The sequence below is a fragment of the Paraflavitalea soli genome, assembly GCF_003555545.1.
GTDB lineage: Bacteria > Bacteroidota > Bacteroidia > Chitinophagales > Chitinophagaceae > Paraflavitalea > Paraflavitalea soli.
In genome coordinates this window covers 7,624,217-7,642,234 of sequence record NZ_CP032157.1, presented here as the reverse complement: position 1 = coordinate 7,642,234, position 18,018 = coordinate 7,624,217, and the positions used below count along the sequence as shown (strand labels likewise).

Annotated in this window: 16 protein-coding genes and 1 riboswitch; of the genes, 2 read left to right on the top strand and 14 right to left on the bottom strand. The window is 46.2% G+C overall.

The genetic code is table 11. From position 1 onward, the window contains the following. Positions 1-14: 14 nt before the first annotated feature. A complete protein-coding gene (locus D3H65_RS29455; RefSeq protein ID WP_119053739.1) occupies positions 15-1,415 on the bottom strand; it encodes a TolC family protein in 1,401 nt (466 codons plus the stop codon). Positions 1,416-1,564: 149 nt separating this feature from the next. After that, on the bottom strand, positions 1,565-2,497 hold the full coding sequence (locus D3H65_RS29450) for a helix-turn-helix domain-containing protein (RefSeq protein ID WP_119053738.1): 933 nt from the start codon (positions 2,495-2,497) through the stop codon (positions 1,565-1,567). Between the two features lie 165 nt (positions 2,498-2,662). On the opposite strand from D3H65_RS29450, the gene D3H65_RS29445 reads away from it, so the two are divergent. Next, positions 2,663-3,208: a helix-turn-helix domain-containing protein gene (locus D3H65_RS29445; RefSeq protein ID WP_119053737.1), complete on the top strand. Its 546-nt coding sequence runs from the start codon at positions 2,663-2,665 to the stop codon at positions 3,206-3,208. A gap of 133 nt (positions 3,209-3,341) precedes the next feature. Further along, positions 3,342-4,718: a hypothetical protein gene (locus D3H65_RS29440; RefSeq protein WP_119053736.1), complete on the top strand. Its 1,377-nt coding sequence runs from the start codon at positions 3,342-3,344 to the stop codon at positions 4,716-4,718. A 9-nt stretch (positions 4,719-4,727) separates the two neighbouring features. Here the strand turns inward: D3H65_RS29440 and D3H65_RS29435 are convergent, their stop codons facing one another. From D3H65_RS29435 to D3H65_RS29380, 12 genes are all read right to left on the bottom strand, one after another. Continuing rightward, complete coding sequence (locus D3H65_RS29435; RefSeq protein WP_119053735.1) at positions 4,728-6,602, bottom strand: STN and carboxypeptidase regulatory-like domain-containing protein; 1,875 nt, start codon at positions 6,600-6,602, stop codon at positions 4,728-4,730. Positions 6,603-6,622: 20 nt separating this feature from the next. After that, on the bottom strand, positions 6,623-7,615 hold the full coding sequence (locus D3H65_RS29430; RefSeq protein ID WP_119053734.1) for a FecR domain-containing protein: 993 nt from the start codon (positions 7,613-7,615) through the stop codon (positions 6,623-6,625). 11 nt (positions 7,616-7,626) lie between these two features. Beyond that, positions 7,627-8,199: an RNA polymerase sigma-70 factor gene (locus tag D3H65_RS29425; RefSeq protein WP_119053733.1), complete on the bottom strand. Its 573-nt coding sequence runs from the start codon at positions 8,197-8,199 to the stop codon at positions 7,627-7,629. Positions 8,200-8,392: 193 nt separating this feature from the next. Beyond that, positions 8,393-8,947, bottom strand: a complete 555-nt coding sequence (locus tag D3H65_RS29420) for an RteC domain-containing protein (protein ID WP_119053732.1) — start codon at positions 8,945-8,947, stop codon at positions 8,393-8,395. Between the two features lie 423 nt (positions 8,948-9,370). Continuing rightward, positions 9,371-9,518, bottom strand: a riboswitch (SAM riboswitch). Positions 9,519-9,690: 172 nt separating this feature from the next. Beyond that, positions 9,691-10,812, bottom strand: a complete 1,122-nt coding sequence (locus D3H65_RS29415; protein ID WP_119053731.1) for a helix-turn-helix domain-containing protein — start codon at positions 10,810-10,812, stop codon at positions 9,691-9,693. Between the two features lie 123 nt (positions 10,813-10,935). Next, positions 10,936-11,460 (bottom strand): LytR/AlgR family response regulator transcription factor, encoded by a 525-nt coding sequence (locus D3H65_RS29410; RefSeq protein ID WP_119053730.1) that lies wholly within the window; start codon positions 11,458-11,460, stop codon positions 10,936-10,938. A gap of 398 nt (positions 11,461-11,858) precedes the next feature. Continuing rightward, on the bottom strand, positions 11,859-12,572 hold the full coding sequence (locus D3H65_RS29405; protein ID WP_119053729.1) for a hypothetical protein: 714 nt from the start codon (positions 12,570-12,572) through the stop codon (positions 11,859-11,861). A gap of 163 nt (positions 12,573-12,735) precedes the next feature. Then, positions 12,736-14,760, bottom strand: a complete 2,025-nt coding sequence (locus tag D3H65_RS29400) for an alpha-ketoacid dehydrogenase subunit alpha/beta (RefSeq protein WP_245999617.1) — start codon at positions 14,758-14,760, stop codon at positions 12,736-12,738. 142 nt (positions 14,761-14,902) lie between these two features. Further along, positions 14,903-15,514, bottom strand: coding sequence for a fumarylacetoacetate hydrolase family protein (locus D3H65_RS29395; protein ID WP_119053727.1), 612 nt, complete (start codon positions 15,512-15,514; stop codon positions 14,903-14,905). Between the two features lie 146 nt (positions 15,515-15,660). Then, positions 15,661-16,239, bottom strand: a complete 579-nt coding sequence (gene pth, locus D3H65_RS29390; RefSeq protein ID WP_119053726.1) for an aminoacyl-tRNA hydrolase — start codon at positions 16,237-16,239, stop codon at positions 15,661-15,663. Between the two features lie 125 nt (positions 16,240-16,364). Continuing rightward, positions 16,365-17,027 carry a 50S ribosomal protein L25 gene (locus tag D3H65_RS29385; protein WP_119053725.1) on the bottom strand — a complete coding sequence of 221 codons (663 nt, stop codon included), beginning with the start codon at positions 17,025-17,027 and terminating at the stop codon, positions 16,365-16,367. A 44-nt stretch (positions 17,028-17,071) separates the two neighbouring features. Further along, a complete protein-coding gene (locus D3H65_RS29380) occupies positions 17,072-18,016 on the bottom strand; it encodes a ribose-phosphate pyrophosphokinase (RefSeq protein WP_211345571.1) in 945 nt (314 codons plus the stop codon). Positions 18,017-18,018 lie beyond the last annotated feature (2 nt).

Genomic DNA, 18,018 nt, shown 5'->3' with positions numbered 1-18,018 from the left:
GTCTATAGGTTCAGTTAAAACTCGTTAAAAAATAAAGCAAAGTCTCCACTGGCAGCCGCTTTCAGCAACAAGGCCTGCCATACATTATTATAGGTAATGGCACGATCGGTCTCTGCACGGTTGAGGGTGTACAAAGCCTGCGTAACATCTACCATATTGGTAAGGCCGTTGGTATACAATACTGATTTCTGCAGAAAAGCATCCGAAGCAGCTTTTATCTGCACCGGCACTTCGCGGTAATTATCCAATGCATTTTTGATCTTGTTATCGGCCAGGGCCAGCTGGGCCTTCAACCGTTGATCGGTGAGATCGTATTCATCTTTCAGCGCCTGCGAAATAAACTTCTGGGCATTTACCTGCTGCTGCACCCGCAGGGGTGAAGTGAGGTTCCACACCATTCCTACACCCAGCAGGTAGTTATACCTGTTAGGATTGATACCAGAAAGATAATCCTGTTTGTAGTGATTCATGCCCTGCACGCCATAATCATAATCAAAACCGGATCCCCTGCCCTGAAATACACCGAACAAGGAAAAGGTGGGGTAACTAAACGTCCTGAAATATTTTGCCTGTTCATTGCTCAGGTCTATCCGCCGCTGATAGAATGCCAGCAAGGGATGTTGCTGGCGGCGGCTGCCAGAATCGTATAAGGCGGCTGGTATACGTGCTACAAATAAAGTATCGAGACTAAAGGTTTGTGCAGGCACTCCCATCAGGATGGCCAGTTGATTGGCCTGCTCCTGCTCATAATCCCTGGCGCGGGTCAACACGATGCGTGCGCTCGATACTTCGGCATTGGCCAGTGAAGAATCAACTCCGGCATTGAGGCCATTTTTTACGCGGGTAGTTACAATGCCCTGCAGGGCGATCGCCCTGTCGAGATTGTTTTGCCATGACTGGGTAAGCCGCTGGGCCGCCAGCAGGTTCATATACGCGGCTGATACCCTTATCTCATGCTGAAACTGTTCCTGCACCAGGTCGCTTTCATCGCGGGACACGGCCGCCTGTGCGGTCCTGATCTTTTCTTTGGCCCGTCCAAAAGAAAAGAAATCCCAGTTTACGTTGGTCAGGTAGAGGGCTCCAAAGGCTGCATGCCAGTTTTGCTCCGACAAAGGAGCGCCGGATGAGGCAGCATTGCTTATACCACGCAGTGCGTAGGAAGGACCAGTGGTTCCATTGACTGTTCCGTAATCATGCTGGAAGGATATACCGAGATCAGGCAGGTATTCTTTTTCACTTTGCTTAACGGTCGCTTTGGAGGCATTGACATAATTGACCTTGGCCTTGATAGCACTATAATTGTGCAGGCCCGTTTGAACTGCTTCCTTCAGCGTCAATACCTGCGCTTCAGCTACCTGAGCGCCAAGCGCAATACATATAAGCCCTAAGAGGTGAACGGGGTGATTTTTTGACATGCTTTTGCGAATGAATAACAATCAGATTGTGATAACCGTAACCACGAGGCAAGCTTAGTTGTTAGAGAAGAATAACTTTTATAAGAAAGCAAAGGTACCTAGCCCCAAAGGAAAAGCCATTATACATTTCAAACAAATAATTATAAAAATCAAACAACCACACCACGGAATGACCTGGGCGTCTGCAATGTTTGTTTCTTAAAGAAGTTGTTAAAATAGGCAGGATACTCAAAACCAAGACTATAAGCAATTTCAGATACGTTCCAGTTGGTATGCACCAGCAGGGCTTTTGCTTCTTTCACAATGCGGTCGGCGATATGCTCGGTGGTTGTTTTACCAGTGATCTCTTTCACTACCCGGTTGAGGTGGTTGGCGTGCACTGATAAGTTGAGGGCATAATCGCCGGCCGTTTTCAATTTAAGCACATGGTCCGGTGAGTCAATAGGAAATTGCCTTTCCAGTAATTCGATAAACAACGCAACTATTCTTGAAGAAGCATTGGTATGTTGAAAATAACTATCAGCAGGTTTTGACTTCAGGGCTTCATGGATGATCAGGTTCACGTAATTGCGCAATACCTCATATTTGTGAATGTACTCAGACGCAAGCTCCACCTGCATTTTAGCGAATATATCGCAGAGAAAATCAACCTGTTGAGGTGTTACAAAATAGATCGGATCGCCGCCTATTTTAAACAGGGGCGATTCCATGATACCTTCATTGCGGTGTGTGCGGTCGGCAAACTGGTGATCAAAGAGTACGAAATAACCTTCCTGTTGTGCAGAGGCTGCTTCCCAGGCATAGGGAATGGTAGGATTGGAAAACAACAAGGCTGGCTTATCGATCCTGATACCTTTATCGGCATAATACAACATACCCTCTCCTATGATCAGGGATATCTTGTAAAAGTCGCGGCGGTTATAAGGAGAATAAGTTTTGCAATAGAAATCACTGCGTTTGTAAACATTGAGGTGGCCCAGGTCCTGGCGCTGGTTCTGCTTATCATAAATAACACGGCCCGTTGCGCCTGCAGGACTGCCGATCCTTTTATAAAAATCGCTGATTGATTCTGCCTTGCCCATAATTCGAAATTATGAAATTCAAACAATGCCAGGATTAAAATGTTTATAAAATTAGACGGATTACCCAATTACTAAGATAGGCGGTAAGGGCTTTTCGACAGATGGGCAAAAGTCGCTAGGCTGCTTGTTAATCGCTTGTTATAACAATATCATTATTTTGCACTTATGCAGTTATTCATTAAGAACATGGTTTGCAATCGTTGTATCCTTGTGGTAAAACAGGTATTGGAGGCTGAGGGCCTGCATCCTAAAAATGTAAAGCTCGGAGAGGTGGAATTGGATACAGCGCCCACCGGTCAGCAACAGGAAGCCATTAAGACCCAACTGGCCTCCCTGGGCTTTGAGGTCCTGGACAACCAAAAGCAAAAACTCATTGAGCAAATACGGACTACCATCAGCCGGCTTATGCAGTCGGGCGACCTGGATGACAATCATAAGTTTTCAGCATTATTGTCCAATGCCCTGCACAAAGACTACGCCCAACTAAGCAAGTTGTTTTCGGAAGTAGAAGGCATTACCATTGAGAAATATGTGATCCTTCAAAAAACAGAGCGGGTGAAAGAACTGCTGATCTATGAGAACCTTACCCTGCAGGAAATTGCTTTCCGGCTTGGCTATAGCAGTGTAGCCCATTTATCAGCGCAGTTCAAAAAGGTGACAGGCATTACGCCTTCCGAATTCAAAAAGTTAAAAGACCAGCCCAGTCGTTAACAAACTACCCGGAATTATATAACTAATCAGCGAAATCATGTAACAGCCATCCGTGTCCCTGGCAATAGTTTTGTGCTAATAAATCACCTGCCACCACAGCTACTGCCAAGTGGTGCTTTTAAAAGTGAAAACAATGCATAAATTATTACCAGCCTTGCTGATCACGACATTCTCGGTTACAGCTACCTATGCACAACATGAACACCATCAGACCGATACGGTAAAGCCGGCGGCCAAAGCCAGTCATACCGGACATGACATGCCCGGTATGCACAAAGGCCATGACAGCACCATGAACATGGGTGTGCCCATGAGCCATGCTTTTTCATTAAACCTGCCCATGAACCGCAACGGTTCGGGCACAGGCTGGTTGCCGGATGCATCGCCTATGTATGGGGTGATGCTGCATTCAAAGAAATGGATGTACATGATCCACGGTAGTGTATTCCTTCGCTATAATAAACAGGACCTTGGCGACAAAGGCGTAAGAGGCGGCGAAAAATGGGACGCCCCCAACTGGCTGATGGCGATGGGCCAACGTAAAGTGGGCCAAAGAGGTCTGTTTCGTTTTAGCGCTATGTTTTCCCTGGATGCTGCCATTGCAGGCGGCTCCGGTTATCCCTTGTTGTTTCAATCGGGAGAATCCTGGAAGGGGCAACCCCTGGTAGACAGACAACATCCACATGATCTGTTTTCAGAACTATCCATTGGCTATACACATGCCATCTCCAAAAAGGTAGACATATTTGCCTATATAGGTTATCCGGGTGAACCTGCCCTCGGCTCTGTGGCTTTCATGCACCGGCCATCGGCACTCCCCAATCCGGATGCCCCGCTTAGCCACCACTGGAATGATGGCACCCATATTACTTTTGGCGTAGCCACCCTGGGCGTGCGATTGGATAAGTTCAAATTAGAAGCTTCTTCATTTACCGGTCGTGAGCCGGATGAGGATAGGTATAATTTTGACAAAGCCCGTTTTGATTCCTGGAGTGGACGGGTGTCTTACAATCCTACCGCCAACTGGGCTTTCCAGGTATCGCATGGCTACATCAAGAGTCCGGAAGCATTACACGATGATGAGAATGTGAACCGGACCACGGCCTCTGCTGTGTACAGTCTCCCTATGAAAGATGATCGCTCCCTCAATGTAACTGCGCTGTGGGGATTGAATAAAACAGCCGGTCATGATGGCGAACATGCGGTATTGCTGGAAGGAGCATTACAACTAAAGAAACTGGCTATCTATAGCCGCTATGAATATGTGCAGAAATCTACAGAAGAACTGAACCTTGATGAATCGGTATATGGCCATGATGTCATCTTCCCCGTACATGCACTAACTGCCGGCTTGAACTATACCGTGTTAAAAGCAGGCCCGGTACGCATGGCGCTTGGGGGACATCTTAGCTTTTACCGCGCCGATACCAAACTCGATGGGCTTTATGGAAAGAATCCTATTGGGGGACAATTGTACCTCCGGTTGTATCCCAACCTGATGCGGATGTAGGATGCAAGCTTAGAATATATTGATACCAGCCGTAAAGCCTGACCAGATCTTTACATGCTCACCGGAAGATAAAGATCGGATGTTCTGCTTGAACCCTTCGATCTTTTCCTTTTGATCAGAATAGTACAAGGATACGGACGGCCCCATAAAGAGGGAGAAGTATTTATTGAGCTTAAAGTGCAAGTGCATTTCCAGCCGGTTGAGCACATTGATATTGTCCCAACTGCCCAGGTAAACCTGCTGTGTTGATATTTCGGCATTCGCGCCCCAACGTTTATTCAGGTAAAATTCACGCCCCAGGCCATAACCAAAAGTATAGGCTTTATCATCTTTGGTAGGTTCGACTCCTGCCAGTAAAATACTGTACAACTTTGAGTTACCTGTTTTAAAGGCGGCATTTAATGGAAACACTTCATTGCCATACAGCGACAACTTGTGGTATCCCTTGAATATGATATTGATCAGGCCAATACTATACCCATCAGAAGTATCCGCAATATTGATAAGGCCGATCTGCACCCCTGATAGTTTTTTGGTATAGTTGATCACCCCGGCAATCTGTGCCCCCTTTACTTCCTGGAAATTCACGTTCAATATCCCCGCAATCTGGGCGCCATTCATCCGGCGACGGTTTACATTCAAAATACCGGCGAGCTGTGCACCGGTAGTATTGTTATTTGCATAGTTGCCAATGCCTGCAGCCTGCAGGCCATTCATACTCCCGCCCACATGGTTATATATGCCACTTAGCTGGGCCCCCACAAACTGTCGCTTCACAAAATTGGAAATACCGGCTGCCTGCACACCGGTTACACTATCCATCACTGTATTATGTATACCTGCCAGTTGTACACCATCCACCTGGCCACCCACCACATTAAACCATCCTGCGGCCTGCACCCACTTTACATCCTTTTTGTCGATATTGAACCAGCCTGCCAGTTCTACTCCTTTCACGCCGCCCGAATAGCCGCCCCATATATTTAATGAAATATGGTTAATGACCTGGCTGTTAAGCGGACCATTGGTGCTTAATCCCGGCAACAGGGAAAGCTGGTAGGGCCGCATCACAAAAAACTTCTTCAGGTTGATCGTCTGCGCCTTCTGCCAGGCAGACAAGAACCATTGTCCTGCTTTTGTTTTTTCTACCATGGCCGAATCGGTCTTCCGGTAAGTATACAGCCAATGGGTACTATCGGCTTTGCGTACTGCGATCACTATAGAGTCGGGTGCATCAAATGTGTAGGGTGTAATGGTGATGGTCTTATCAGATATCTCCACGGGCATGATAGCGATGGAAAGCTGCTGGTTGTATTTGGGTTGAATTATAATGGTCGTGTCTTCATACAGGTCCTTACTCACCGTCAGGGCCGCCTTATCGTACCGGCTCTTCAGTTTAAGTTTAAAGTAGCCCTCTTTGTTGGAGATAGCAGAGGCCAGCTGGTTCTTTTCATAGATACTGGCATTGCTGATGGTCTCCCCCGTTTGATCATCGAGAATATAACCACTTACAAAATATATCTTTTCATCACTTGCCGTATGGGTGGTGACCACCGATAGCTTAATGGGTGCTTTACGCAGGATAATATAATTACCACTCTCCCGATACTCATAACCTTCGGCAAACAAGAGGTCCAGCACCTGCTTCACGGTCTTATTGTATACTTTCAAGGTAACAAGGCTGTCTCTTTTGATGATATTGCTATTGTAAGAGAAATAGAAATTACCCTTGTTGCTTAATATCTCCAATACCTGGTCCAGTTGCTGGAGTGATACATCAATGGAAACGGTTCTGCCCAATACACTCTGCGCCGATGCCGCTAAAGAAAATAATAAAAGAGTTGAAAGTAAGACTGCTCTTACCAATCCTGCTGACTGCTTCATAACTAACTTTCTGAGTAGAATTATTTCAATATGATCAGAGAATCTTTAGGAGTAACGGTCATATCAAATGTTTTGGAAATAAGATCAAGAATATGATCAAGAGGTTCATTATGCAAAGTGGTGGTCCATTGAAGCTGTTTCTTCTCTTTGGATTCAATGACAATATTCACATCATAGGCTTCATTGAGTACCTGCACCAATTTCCACAAGGGGGTGTGATCACATACAAAGGTCTTATCACGATAATACTTGTAAAGCTGGTCCGTTACCTCTTCTTTGGCAAGCGTGGAGTCCGGATGGCTTACAGTGATCTTTTCTTTGGGCGTGAGGGCAACGGTCTGCTTACTGTTGCTTACCTGTACGGTACCTGTCTCAACGATCACTTCGGTTTTGGTACCGGTGGTCTTGATATTGAAAGAGGTGCCTGTTACGGTAACGGTAATACCATTAACATGTATGATGAATGGTTTCTTTTTATTGGGCGCCACACTAAAGAATGCCTCCCCTTTCAGTTCAACCGTTCTGTTTTTCTCATTGTAGGCGCCGGCATAACTAAGCGATGAATGCCTGTTGAGCGTGATCACGGAGCCATCGGGCAAGGTATCCACCTGACTGGCATTTACCGTTGCCAGGGTAACCGGCGTATCGGTACCTCCACGGCCTGAAAAGAAATAGATCATGGCTATCAGCGCGCCGGTGATGATAACCGCGGCAGCTACCCGCCAGGGATACAGCCGGCGGTTGAAAGAACGTACCACACCCTGCGATCCCATAGCTCGCCCATTGTTTACCCGCTGTTGAAAACGGTGCCACGCCCCTTCTTCATCTACCGTACTTTGAGCAGCCAGCACCCTGCTTTTATCCCATATCAGCTTAAAGTGCTCAAAGTACTGCTGGTTGGCTGCCCCTGCTGCTATCCAGGCTTCCACCTGCCGGCTTTCGCCCGGCGTGGTTTCCTGCAGCAGGTATTTTACCAGCAGGTCATCATTTATATCGTGTACATGTTCTTTCAAAGTTTTCTGGTTTACAGGTTTAGTAAGGACAGGATCAATAAGGGTAAAAATTCGATCAGCTTCAAACGCATTAGTTTCAGCGCCTTGCCCATTTGGTTTTCTACGGTCTTGATAGATAGTCCCAACCGATCGGCTATTTCCTGGTACTTTAGCTCTTCAAACCTGCTCATCTGGAATATGGTACGACATTGTTCCGGTAATTCCTGCAGGGCAGTACGCAAACGGCCTTCCAGTTCCCCCAGCAATACTTTCTTTTCTGCATTATCTGTATTTTGATTCATGCGCGCTGTAGCAAAGGACTGATAGGCCGATTTCACCTTCAGGTGCTTGATGTAGTTCAGGCTTTCATGATAAACAGCGCGGTAGAGGTAAGCGGTTAAGGAGGTTTGAATGGTGAGGTGTGCTTTACGTTCCCAGATCTTATAAAACACATTCTGCACCATTTCTTCGGCCATGATATCGTCTTTTACAATGGTACAGGCATACGCGTGCAGGTTCTTAAAATGCGATTTAAAAACATCTTCAAAAGCTGTAGTTCCGCTTTCAGTGCGCGACTGAATGCTGCCCGTATCGTTAACTGCCATTCGAACGATTTGATATCTGCCGCCAAATATAACTGCTTCTGCCAATTGCGCTTTATTATATGACAACTGGCAGAATCCTTACCCCTATTGGGTGCACGAAATACACGAATAAAAATGGATTGAACAAATGAAGTTGCTGATAATGTATTATTTAGACGTTAAATCGATCTACACTATGATCAGCGTGGCGACATTAATTGTTGATCCGCTGCATTTGCCGGTTCACATATTCCATGTATTGTTCACGGGCAATAATAGAGGCCACCAGGTGGTCGTGGGAGGTGGTAGCCTCGGGTGCAATATCATAAGCTTTTGAAGCAGGCAGGATGGTAGGATCGTTATTGGCGCGTACAAAATAGATGGTATCCATTTCGGTCATTCCGCCTTTATAATAGTTATAGAAAGATTCATGCTCTGTAAAGAAGCGTCTGGCCAGTTGCAGTTCATTTTGCCAAAACTTATAAATATCGTGCTGATCGTCGTCCGGGAGAAATAAGGCGGCTTTATATACGAGGGCATAATATTCAATGAGGCCGGTAAATTGAGGTTTGATGGTTTTGAAGAACCAGGCTTCTTCGGATTCGCTATGGAACCGGTAGGTGTGTAGAAGGGCTTGTAGCTTTTTCCAGTTCATTTCACAAGTCCGGAAGGCACATTCAATTTGCTCTTTTTCGGTTAGACTCTGTTGCCTGCAGGACTCCATTTCTGCCAACATCTTTTCGTACAAGAGTTTGCATTGTTCTCTCATAGATAGTCCAGGGGGATTTTATAGGGGGTATTAAAATGCTATGTCAATAAAAAAAAGCAGGGAAAGTAAAAACAATCCCTGGTTAACCAAAAGGTCACATGAGAAAATCTACTATTTGAAACAAAGGTTACTGTCATTTATTAGTTCTTCCCGGTTTGCCCGTGTCCCATCCCGGCAAAACCGGGATAAGGACAAAGCGGACATTGACATATAAGAAGAAACAAAACCCTCCTGGAAATTCCCTTTCCTGTGCATAGCCCTGATCTAATACAGGTTACTACAAACAACCGGGGAAGTCTTTTTAAGTGGTTACTAAATAATGCTGCAGGTAAGGGCATAAAAAAAAGCCCACCTGATGATAAGTCAGGTGAGCTTGAAAATATATAACAATGCCAATGGCAATGCATTTCAAAGCTGTACACAGACTTATCTATCTCTGCACATTACATGCAGAGCAGGAATTGGCACCTTCATTCTCCGCATCATGCACAATGTCTATACAGCATGAAACAAAAGAAGGGTTGCCAAGGCGTCATCGGGCCCGTTTTCCCTCAGCCTTTCTTGATAAGCAACACACAAAAAAGAACGAAGCAAATATATACAATCCATCTGTTTAAACAGAAAGCGAAAGAGTAAATATTTTGCTAACTGGTGTGGAAAACAGTAATAACACGAAATAATACGCCATGGAATTGTCATAATTGCCATTTGTCAAATGCGTAGCGCTTACATATTGGAGAGGTTTATACCCGATCGCTTAGTTTCTGCGCCTGCATTTTGTATTGAGAGGGTGTAAGACCTGTAAACTTCTTAAAAGATTTATTAAAGGATACCTTGTTGTTAAACCCCGTATCCAGCGCAATGGACTCTATCTTACTATCATCTCCTGCCGAAAGCATCCTTTTGGCTTCCTCTATTCGCAGCCTGTTCACAAAATCAGGAAAGCTTACCTCCATCCGTTCATTAAGCACCTGGGATAAATAATGAACGGAAGTGCCCAGTTTGTCGGCCACATCCTTTTGCATCAGATCACGCTGCAGGTATATTTTGTCCCTTTCTACCAGGGCCAGCAATTGCTCGCGGATCAGCAGGGCGGTGTCTTCATCCAGGCTGGAGAACTTATATTTCTCTGCCGGCTCCACCGGCATGGCCATCATGACCGGCGCCACCTGGTGAGCATATTGCACATTGAGGTAGGCAATGGCATAGATACCTATCGTAGTGAGTAGCTTAACCAATACCGACACATACAGGGAAACAACCGAAGGGATGTAATGATACAGTGTAAAGCCGGTTATCTGTACCACGGAATACGTAGCAAAGAACAACAATATCCACCGCAGGTAACGCTTGGTTTTCCGGCTGCTTTGGACAACTGTACCCCGGGAAGCATAGAGGTGGAACTTATAATAACACCAGGCCGTCATGCCAACAACATAACCCAGGCCTACCCAGCCGTAGGCAATAAAATTGGCGGCCACACCGGGGCCTATCATATACCTGGCCACCATCAATACGATGAAAAATGCCGTGGGCAGCCAGTACAGCACAGCCCGACGGGGCATAGCCGGCAGGCCAAAGCAGGCGCGCAGGTACATCAGGAGAAAATTAGCCGCCGCGGTGCCTACGATCCAGCCCGCCGTAACACCCGGATACAACGGGTGATCATAATAGGCGGAGATATTGGTAAGGATGAAAAAGAAGAGACTGATGGAAAACATCAGCACCAGCCAGGCCAGCAGCTGATTCTGAAGGCGATTGCTTTTATGCCGCCACAATACAACGGATAAAATGATCCCCTGCGTTCCCGCCATCAGGAAAAGGAATATAAACAATCCCGGTAATTGAGCCATTGATTCAGACATACGCCACAGGAAATGCCAGCTGTTAATAAATGCACCGCAATATTAGACAGAATGGACCTCATGTGCTGAACCAGCAACAGTGTTTTTTGACCGGCCCTGTAAAAGAAGCAACCTGCAACCGCGTTATTCGCCCAGCCAGGTCTTAAATCCATTCACCCGCTCCCGGCTGATCACAATATCTTCAGTAGCTCCCGGCTGTATCTCCACCTTCAGTTTACCATTGAACCAAACCAGTATCTTAGTGATAGCCCCATGACTGATGATGTATTTTCTGCTCACACGGAAAAAACGTTTAGGAGAAACCATTCCTTCAATCTCTGCAATGGAAAAAGGCACTACGTAGTCCTTATTATCAATGGTTTTTACAAAGCATAACTTTTCCCGGGAATAGAAATACCAGATATCTGTAACAGGAACGGATATAAACTGGTGGCCTTTCCGGATGAGAAACCGGTTTCTGTAAGCGGGGCCTCCCGTTTTCTCCGGACTGAGCAATTCCAGTAATTCCTGCAACTGGTGCGACAGGTTGGTGTTTAATGATGACGTTTCCTTCCGGGGAAAGAGTGGAACTATTCCTTCTTCTGCATGCCGGATTGTCATATCCGGTTTTGAACCCCGGCTTGTTTTTGCTGTGTTGATGTTATTCATGATGTTGTTTTTCCTGGCTCACCAAAGTTCCAAATTTGGTGCAGCAACCACATTTTCCAGGGTCAGAAATCCGTAAAGCATTATAATCTTTCACTTGAAATATGATCTTATGGCCAGAACCTGCGGGTGAGTCCTTGTATTACAAGAAGAACAACGATGGCTTCCTGTATTGCTATCGAAAAAAGCAGGTCTAAGTCATGTAGTCCTCCACCCTGGCGTGATGGTTATAGGGTGGCTACAGCAGCAAGGATCAATGACAAAATGACTTTGGGGCAAAAAAAAGCAGGTGGTAGAAACCACCCGCGAGTCACATGAGAAAAATTCTATACCGCAACTATTTTGTAGTGATCCAGGGATGAGTTGCGATAGGCATATACCGAAATCCCCGGAGTTCGTTTTTATCCTTCAGCTTTTTGCCGAACGGATTTGGAATAATGTAATGGCTGTTTGTGTAAAATATCCAGCAACAATTCAAAGATGTCTGCATCCCTATAATTGTACCGGAACTCTGTTTCCTTTACATGGAGGTACAGGGTATTGCCATTCAATCCCCTGAATTTAACCAGGCGGGCTTTCAACATGCCCCAGAACAGGTCGATCTCATCAATGTGCGATCTTCCTCTGGCAGCGCCGTTCATGCCGGCATGGAGCCTTAATAAACGTACATTGTTGAAATCTGCAATACCATTGTAGACGTGTAAATGGTGTTTTTTCAACAGATCTTCATCTGCTTCTACCCTGCCCTTCAACCAATCGTACAACCAACTGGTCTCAATACAAGGCATCTTGTCTGTGAAAATGTGTTCTTCCTTTTTGAAAATACCATAGAAAGATTTTTTACCGGCTTGTCCATTGCTTTCCGGGGTGTCATGTGCACCATTTTCCATGGGGAGAAAGGCAACATTACCATTGTGGTAACGTAGTGGATTTTTCTCTTCGCAAAACCTGGCAATGTGTGTGCGAATGAGTTTAAAATATGCGTTCACCGTGATCCGGCTTATACCGGAGATGTTAGCTATTTGCGTAGCGGTGAGGTCTTCGCAAAACAGTTTCAATAGCTCCCTCACTTTCCTCTCGGAAAGGTGGGCGCCTTTAAGGTATTTGTTTTTCATGGCGCTAGCTGGGTGGTTAAGTACGATACTCTACGTAAATAAGACAAATTTTATTATAACCGGTTTGTTAAAATATTATAAGCGGCCAATGCAGGGGATGTATGCGACAAAACCCAAATCTACTTATCATGAATAACCAACCAAATGGGTAGAATAAGGGTGGCTAAAACAAGAGCAGCCTGCTTATGGCAGTTTTTACTTTTTCAGGATCAGGCATAGCAGCTTGTTCGAGGTGTATATTCATAGGTATGGCCGGAATATTGATAGTACCGGTTATTTCTACGGGCGCATCCAGGTATCGGAAACAGTGGCGGGATATGCGTCCGGCCAACGCTTCAGCAAAGGAGTTTTGTTGTTGTTCTTCTGTTAACACCAGGCATTTGCCGTGTTTCGACACGGTGCTGAAAACAAGCTCTTCATCCAGCGGATATAAGGTGCGCAGGTCTACCACTTCTACCTGGCCGGGAAAATGCAGCGCAGCTGCCTTCGCCCAGTATACGCCCATTCCGTAAGTGATGATACAACAGGATTCGCCCCTGTTGATGGCGTCTTCACTCGCTTTCAGCACAATATTCCCCTTTCCCAGGGGCAGGATATAGTCACGGGAGGGTTCAAGGGTTTTGGCATCTTCAGTACCGGGCACTTTACTCCAGTAAAGCCCCTTATGCTCCAGCATAATTACAGGATTGGGGTCCAGGAAGGCGGCTTTCATTAAGCCCTTCATGTCTGCAGCATTGGAAGGATAGGCTATTTTAAGACCTTTGATGGACAAAAGTGTTGTCTCCACACTCCCACTATGGTATGGGCCTCCGCCACCATAAGCTCCAATGGGCACCCGGATAACGGTTTGTACCGGGTATTTTCCACAGCTAAGGTAACATGATTTGGAGATTTCTGTGACAAGTTGGTTAAAACCCGGGTAAATATAGTCGGCAAATTGTACCTCCACGATCGGCTTGAGGCCGACCGCACTCATGCCCACTGTGGAACCAATGATATAGGCTTCCTGGATGGCCGTGTTAAATACCCGGTGATCGCCAAACTGCTCAGCCAGTGTGGCCGCTTCCCGGAATACGCCTCCCAGGCGGCGCCCCACATCCTGTCCGTACAGGATGGCTTCCGGATGATCTTCCATTATTTCGCGGATGGCAAACAAGGCGGCATCTACCATCACTATTTTTCCGGAGGTATTGCTGCTTAGCGAAGAGTCATTCCGCTGGCCCTTTTCCTCCTGCACCGGTGTAGGGGCAAAAACAAAATCGCCCACGGTGGCGATATCCGGCTCAGGGGCCTGTATGGCCTGACTGAAATGCCCGGCCACCAGGGCAGCAGCTTCCTGCTCTATCGACTGCAACTGGGCTTCTGTGATGCCTTTGCAGATAAGCTGTTGCCGAAGGCGTGGAACGGGGTCATCCGCCAGGTGCTTTTCCAGGTCGGCAGCAGTACGGTAAAACTCTTTGCGTACGCCACTCGTATGGTGTCCCAGCAACGGCACTTTGGCCTGTACCAGATAGGGGGTACGATGCTGCCTTACATACTGCACTACGCGCCGCATATTATCGAAACTTTCCTCAAAATTACTACCATCGATACGTACGCGTTCCATGCCGGGAAAGCCGCCAGCGTACTCGTAAGCGTCCATTACCCGGGCCTCTTCTGCACTCACACTGATACCCCAGCCATTGTCCTGTACGAGGTAAATAATGGGAAGCTTTTTCAAAATGGCTACCTGGAAAGCCTCACTCACCTCCCCTTCCGTCATGCTGGCATCGCCCAATGAGCAGACCACCACCGGCAAATCGCCATTGGGACCTTTCTGCAAGCGCCCGGCCAGGTGAGCTTCCAGGTATTGGATACCCTGCGCAATGCCGGTTGTGGGGATCACCTGCATACCCGTAGCGCTGCTTTGGTGAATGATGCCGGGCTTATCCGGGCCCCGGTAATTCGGGTGCGAATAATATTCCCTGCCCCCTGTAAAGGGGTCATCCGCCTTGGCCAGCAACTGAAGCATCAACTGGTAAGGGGTAAAGCCCAGGCCCAGTAAAAGGCTCTCATCGCGGTAATAAGGACTAACGTAGTCGCAGGGTAATAACTGGAAAGCGGCGGCCAGTTGGATCGCCTCATGACCCCGGGAGGTGGAATGGACATATTTACAAACAGACCGGTTAGCCTCATAGATTTGGGCCATAGCGCCGGCTGTACACATTAAGCGGTAAGCTTTTAACAAGATATCAGGATGGATCATGGCAAGCAAACAATGTATGGAAAATAGTCAAAAAGCCATTCCGTTTTGGACGAAATGGCTTTTATTCTTATCATGTAATCCGTTCTTATTTAACTTCAACACTCATCAGGCTGTCGTCTTCAATAAAGCCTTCCAGCTCATCACCTACCACACACTCGCCTACACCGGCAGGGGTACCTGTAAAAACCAGGTCACCGATATTGACAGAGAAATAGTTGGAAATATATGCAACTACCTTATCGAAGTTATTGATCATCAGGTTAGAATTACCCTGCTGCACCAATTCCTTATTTTTATACAGACAGAAATTGATATCCTTTTTATTCTTGATATTCTGGAGAGGAATCCATTTTCCGATCACAGCAGAATTGTCCCAGGCCTTGGCCTTTTCCCAGGGTAGTCCTTTCTCTTTCAATTCATTCTGAATATCCCTTGCTGTAAAGTCAATACCTACGGTTACTGCATCATAATATTTACTGGCAAAGCGATCCTGGATATATTTTCCATTTTTGGAAATCCGCAATACCAATTCACATTCGTAATGCAATTCGTTCGTAAACTCGGGATAATAAAATGGCGTGTGTGCCTGCAATAAAGCACTCTTGGGTTTCATAAAAATGATGGGTTCGTCAGGAACCTCATTACCCAATTCTTTTGCGTGAGCCACATAATTACGGCCTACACAGAAAATTTTCATACTCAACAAAGGGTTTAACTGAGATAATTGTTTTCAAGTTTCATAGCCTGGAAAGGCAGGGGGTACAGGTACACAGGAATATCAGATACTAAAATTTAATACCCGGTGGGATATTATTGGCGAAAATAAAGATTGAAATTAACAAATCATAGTGGAAACTCCAATTTATTCGCTTCATTCATAGTCCTTTCGATACCAATAGTAGTAAAGCTTTCAATGATTTCAACACATTTCTCAACCTTTTGTTTCACGACAGGCAGCTCCGGATCATCCCATCGTCCCAACACAAAATCCACTTGTCTGCCTTTGGGAAAATTGTTCCCGATGCCAAAACGCAGCCGTGGATATTTGTCCGTCAAAAGGGTTTCCTGTATACTTTTCAGACCATTATGACCGGCATCGCTACCCGAACCACGCAAACGTAATTTAGCCAAACTAAGTGCCAGATCGTCTAAAATGACCAATGTATTATCCAATTGAACCTTTTCTTTATCCATCCAGTACTTAACGGCCTTACCGCTGAGGTTCATATAAGTGGTCGGTTTGACAATTATCAATTGCCTTCCCTTCCATTTCACTTCTGCCACTTCGGCCAGGCGGTCTACCCTGAAGAAAGCACCGTGTTTCCGGGCGAGGGCATCCACTACATCGAACCCAATATTGTGACGGGTACCCACGTAATCTGTGCCTATATTACCCAAACCAACGACCAGGAATTTTGACATGGAAAAAGTAATTAAAATAAGCAGTATGGCCTATACTCACAATGTAGTATTCATACAATATTGGAAAGATAAAAAAAGCCCGGAAGAGATACCGGGCTTTACTAATATAGATGAAAGATCTATTATTATTTCTTTGCAGCCGGTTTTGCAGCAGCAGCGGCAGCGGGTTTCGCAGCAGCAGCGGCAGCAGGTTTGGCAGCGGCCTTGGCGCCAGCAGCAGGAGCAGTAGCTTCTTCCTGTTTCAGCTGACGGGTCATTACCACAGAAGCAATAGGAATACGGGGGGAGTTGAGTATTTCATAATGCTCGATCTTCACGTCTTCTACCCGTACGTTGCCATTGAGTTCCAATGTAGTAAGATCAACTTCGATATTCTCCTTCAGGAACCTGGGGAGGGTCTTAACCTTCAAAGATTTGATCTTGGTAATCAGTTTACCACCAGCTTTTACACCAGCAGAAGAACCGGTAAACTTCAAAGGAATGGTAGCAATAACAGGTTTGTCCTGTACCAGCTCCAGGAAGTCGATATGCGCCAGTTGATCTGTAACAGTATCAAATTGCAGATCTTTCAGGATACACTGGTAGGTTTTGCCACCTACTTTAATATCCGCTAATAAGAATTCAGCAGTGTACACGAGCGATTTGAAAGCCAACACAGGAGCAGAAAAGTTGATTTCCTGTGTACCGCCGTAAATTACACTGGGTACCTGACCCTGAGAGCGGAGTTGGCGGGCGGCTTTCTTCCCGGTTCCGGTCCTCAGTTGGCCTTCAATTGTAATTGATTTCATTGTATTTAATTTAAGAATTTCCTTTTTGATGCCAAGCCTGGGGCTTATTTATTCCTCAACTGGCTGTGGATGAACAACCCGGTAATACTCCTGTTTTCGTAGGCATTTCTGATGGCCACCGCAAACAGTTCCGCTACACTCAGCAACTTGATCTTTGAGATCTTCTGCTTCAAAGGGATCGTATCACAAACTACCAATTCTTCCAGCACACTGTTCTCGATATTTGAGTAAGCATTGCCGCTCAAAACCGGATGGGTACACAAAGCTCTCACACTACGGGCTCCTTTATCTTTCAACAACCCTGCTGCTTTGGCAAGGGTACCGCCGGTATCACAGATATCATCTATCAACACCACATCCCGGTCTGTTACATCCCCGATCACCACCATACTTGCGATCTCATTGGCCCGTTTGCGGTGCTTATCACAAATCACCATTTCTGCGTTGAAATAAGTAGCAATTTCCCGTATCCTGTTGGCACTTCCCACGTCAGGGGCCGCGAAGGTAAGGTTTTCCAGCTGAAGTTGCTGTATATAAGGTATAAAAATGGCCGAGCTATCCAGGTGATCCACCGGAATATCAAAGTAACCCTGGATCTGTGGAGCATGTAAGTCCATGGTAATCACCCTGTCGGCACCGGCGGCCACCAACATATTGGCAATCATTTTTGAACCAATGGCCACCCGGGGTTTATCTTTCCGGTCCTGCCGGGCATACCCATAATAAGGGATCACGGCCACCACTTTGTAGGCAGAGGCGCGGCGGGCAGCATCGATCATTAATAGCAATTCCAACAGGTTCTCAGCAGGAGCAAAAGTGCTTTGGATCAGGAAAACCATGTCGCCCCGGATACTTTCCTGGAAAACAGGCTGGATTTCCCCATCACTAAACCTTGAAATTGTAATTTTTCCTAATGTAATCCCGTATTTTCGGGCTATTTTTTCGGCCAGGTATTGTGATCCTGTACCCGAGAAGACCTTGACAGACATTT